The sequence below is a fragment of the Terriglobus sp. YAF25 genome (assembly GCF_052113305.1).
Classification (GTDB): Bacteria; Acidobacteriota; Terriglobia; order Terriglobales; family Acidobacteriaceae; genus Terriglobus.
Genome location: NZ_JBFRCY010000536.1, coordinates 1 through 3,296 on the forward strand (window position 1 = coordinate 1; position 3,296 = coordinate 3,296).

4 protein-coding genes and 1 pseudogene are annotated in these 3,296 nt (G+C 57.9%); 4 read left to right on the forward strand and 1 reads right to left on the reverse strand.

All coding sequences use genetic code 11. The features are described from left to right. Positions 1 to 114: 114 nt before the first annotated feature. From AB4043_RS19595 to AB4043_RS19605, 3 genes are all read left to right on the forward strand, one after another. Entirely contained in the window at positions 115 to 1,143 is a 1,029-nt protein-coding gene (locus AB4043_RS19595; protein WP_442301302.1) for a zinc-dependent alcohol dehydrogenase family protein, read from the forward strand. A 17-nt stretch (positions 1,144 to 1,160) separates the two neighbouring features. Beyond that, positions 1,161 to 2,039: an intradiol ring-cleavage dioxygenase gene (locus tag AB4043_RS19600; protein ID WP_442307841.1), complete on the forward strand. Its 879-nt coding sequence runs from the start codon at positions 1,161 to 1,163 to the stop codon at positions 2,037 to 2,039. A 124-nt stretch (positions 2,040 to 2,163) separates the two neighbouring features. Next, positions 2,164 to 2,520, forward strand: a complete 357-nt coding sequence (locus AB4043_RS19605) for a cupredoxin domain-containing protein (protein WP_442301300.1) — start codon at positions 2,164 to 2,166, stop codon at positions 2,518 to 2,520. A gap of 48 nt (positions 2,521 to 2,568) precedes the next feature. Here AB4043_RS19605 and AB4043_RS19610 read toward each other — a convergent pair whose 3' ends face one another. After that, complete coding sequence (locus AB4043_RS19610) at positions 2,569 to 2,727, reverse strand: hypothetical protein (RefSeq protein ID WP_442301299.1); 159 nt, start codon at positions 2,725 to 2,727, stop codon at positions 2,569 to 2,571. 288 nt (positions 2,728 to 3,015) lie between these two features. Between AB4043_RS19610 and AB4043_RS19615 the strand changes: the two are divergent. Beyond that, positions 3,016 to 3,296, forward strand: a pseudogene (locus AB4043_RS19615) (hypothetical protein); the annotation flags it as partial.

Below are 3,296 nucleotides of genomic sequence, written 5' to 3' on the forward strand. Positions count from 1 at the left end.
CCAGCAGGCCGGCTACAGTTCCCTCCTCGCCCCTCGATCTCGTAAAAATCTGCTCCCGGCGCTGACTGACACGAGTTGGATGACACGCCTGGAAACCATCTGAGACCAAGCTGTATGCTCGCGCATCCCATGGGCATGAAGGCATGGCGACTGACCGGGTTTGGACTCGATTCTCTCAAGCTGCAGGACGTACCCGATCCTTCACCCGGTGAGGGCGAAGTCCTGGTGCAGGTCCATGCGGTTGCACTGAATTACCGCGACAAACTGCTTGTGGATGGCAACTATAACCCTCGCCTTGAGTTCCCCATCACCCAGGGAGCTGACGCCTGCGGCACGGTGGTTGGGCTTGGACATGGGATCTCCCGGCTTCGCCTTGGAGATCGCGTCCTCACGCAGTATGCAACTCACTGGGTTGACGGTCCTGCCCAGGGCAAGGAATCACTCTACAGCCTGGGCAACGTCTACCAGGGAGCTTTGGCGAAGTATCTTGTTCTGCGGGAACAGGCTTTGGTCAACGCGCCTGCCCATCTATCCAACGAAGAAGCGGCGACACTGCCCTGCGCCGGCGTAACAGCATGGCAGGCACTGGTCGAAAAAGGGAACCTGCAGCCAAACGATACGGTGTTGCTGCAGGGAACGGGCGGAGTCTCTCTCTTCGGCCTGCAGATCGCCCACGCCATGGGGGCAACGACCATTGTCACCTCCAGCTCAGAGCTCAAACTCCAGGGCGCCCAGAGCCTTGGAGCCGATTTCACCATCAACTACCGACGCACGCCCGACTGGGAAAAAGAGGTTCTTGCACTCACGCAGAAACGCGGCGTCGACCAGATCCTCGAAGTCGTCGGCGGGGAAAATCTTGCTCGCTCTCTGCGCGCTCTGCGGCCAGAGGGACAGATCTCTATCATCGGTGTTCTGGAGGCTGCCGACGCTCGTCTTCCGTTATTCACCACGATTCAAAAGCTTGCTGTCATTCGCGGCATCTCCACTGGCCCCCGCGTTGCCCTGGAGCGATTTATCCGCCACTACGAAGACTGGGGACTGCATCCGGTCGTTGATGCTGTCTACGAGTTCAATGACACGGTTGCGGCCTATCGTCATCTCGAACAGGGTCCCCTCGGGAAAGTCGTCATCCGCATACCGTAAAACCCGTCTTAAGAGGCATGAAGCTTTCGCATCGCCTCTGGAGCCGCCGGCGACTACTCTCCACCGCAGCCRCCACCTCTGCCGCAAGGCTCTTGCGCCCCAGCCGTCTTCTCGCAACAGAGAACACTGCCTGCCATCTCACTCCTGAATTGACGGTCGGCCCTTACTATGTCGACTACGAACTGCTCCGCAGTGACATTCGGGAAAACAGGCCCGGCCTGCCGCTCCATCTCTCCATCGTTCTTCTGAACGCGCGCACCTGTGAACCGCTTTCCAACGCCGCAGCGGACATCTGGCACTGCGACGCAGCCGGGATTTACTCCGGCTACACCAAAATGAATCCTGACAAGATGGACTTTGGTCCGGGTCGACCTGGCGGGTTTGATGGGCCGCCGCCAACGGGAACCTTACCGCAAGGCCCGCCGAAAGATGGGGACCATCGCGCCCCACCGCCGATGCACACGACGGACCACCAAACATTCCTGCGCGGTGTACAGATCACCGGTAAGGACGGAACGGTGAAGTTTCTCACCATCTATCCCGGATGGTACGTAAGCCGGGATACACACATCCATTTGAAGGTCCACACCGGCGGCCACGGCGATCATGGGAAGTACACCTCAGGGCACGTCCGCCACATCGGGCAGATCGCCTTTTCCGATGCACTCTCAGATCAGGTCGCGCTGCTGGAGCCGTACGTCAGCCATAAAGTTCCACGCACGCATCTCGCAGACGATACGGTCTTCCATGGAGATCTCTCCGGGATCATGCTGCACACCACCCAGGTCAACCCGGCACGTCTGGCCGATGGCCTGCATGGAACAATTACTTTTACAGTCGATCCGGAAGTTGAACCCGGGCCTGAGGGCTTTGGAGATCGGCCGCCGTCACAGTAGAGCCCTGTGGGTGTGACGTATGGCTGCTGCATCTATGGACGTTTTCCGCAATGAAAACGCCGCTGCACGCCTTTCCGGAATCCCCAGCAGCAGGAGAAATGGCTCTAATAGCTATACTCAACCCATGCAGTTTCAGAAAGCCGCAGCCCTTTTCCTTCTTCTCATCGCCCTCGCAGGCTGCCGCTCTCGCTACATCGCAACCACCATTACGAATGACACAGCGAGTCCCGTCAGTGTCGTACAGGTCGATTATCCTTCGGCCAGCTTCGGTACGCAGTCGCTCGCTCCGGGACAGACTTTCAGTTATCGCTTCAAGATTCAGGGTTCCGGTCTGGTGAAGATGACTTGGCTGACTGCCGACCGGCAGGAGATGCACGCCAACGGCCCCACACTGTCGGAAGGTCAGGAGGGTCAGCTCGCCATCCATCTTCGGACGAATGCCGACCCTACCTTTGCCTTTACCTCTCTTAACGGACGATAACTAGCCCTTAGTCCGGACTAGACCTTGTGTCCAAAGACCTTGTGTCCACTAGACTTCACGTCCATGTGCCCGCGGCTGCCGTCTCCGCTGATGGATTCCCGCACTCCCACTCATCTTCGGATGATCGCTCTGCTTACTCATGAACACGTACAGCAGGAAGAGCACCACTAACAGCGGCAGCAGCATAAAGAAGCCATAAAAAATCATGGCGACACCTCCCTAACTCATCCCTGTTTATAAGACTCGCCTCACCCCGCCGTCGTTGCTCTCTGAAAAGTCATCCTCTTGTCCAGCGGTTGTACTCCAGCCTCGATGATTCGCGGTCTTACTGTGTACCTCGCTGTAAAGGACACACGCGTATCTTGTTGAAGCTCTACCGTCTTGCTCTTTGTCTCTTTCTCGCCGGCACGGCACTCACGACGTCTTCTTCAGCGCAGGCAACCGCCACGGCGTCCGCAACCTCAAACCGCCGAACTCTTCGGCGGGGTTTCGAAGGTGTACACCGGCATACAAGGCCAGAACACAAGCTTCACCGCCGGTGGAGATTTCATTCTTCGGCGTTTCGCCGGGTTGGTGCCATCGGCCGAAATCCGCGGCACGTACGCCTTCCGGAAAGGCAACGTTGCCGCCGAGAAGAATATCCTCGGCGGCATCAGACTCACGCGGCAGTTCAGTTCCGTTCATCCTTACGTTGATTTCCTCGCCGGACGCGGCTCCATCAACTTTCCCAATAACTACACCTACGGCAGTACCACGTATGAATATGTTTCCGGTAC

Bases quoted from the DNA above. Each gene is read 5' to 3' on its own strand.
- AB4043_RS19610 (WP_442301299.1), bottom strand. From the start codon at position 2,727: ATGATTTTTTATGGCTTCTTTATGCTGCTGCCGCTGTTAGTGGTGCTC.
- AB4043_RS19605 (WP_442301300.1), top strand. From the start codon at position 2,164: ATGCAGTTTCAGAAAGCCGCAGCCCTTTTCCTTCTTCTCATCGCCCTC.
- AB4043_RS19595 (WP_442301302.1), top strand. From the start codon at position 115: ATGCTCGCGCATCCCATGGGCATGAAGGCATGGCGACTGACCGGGTTT.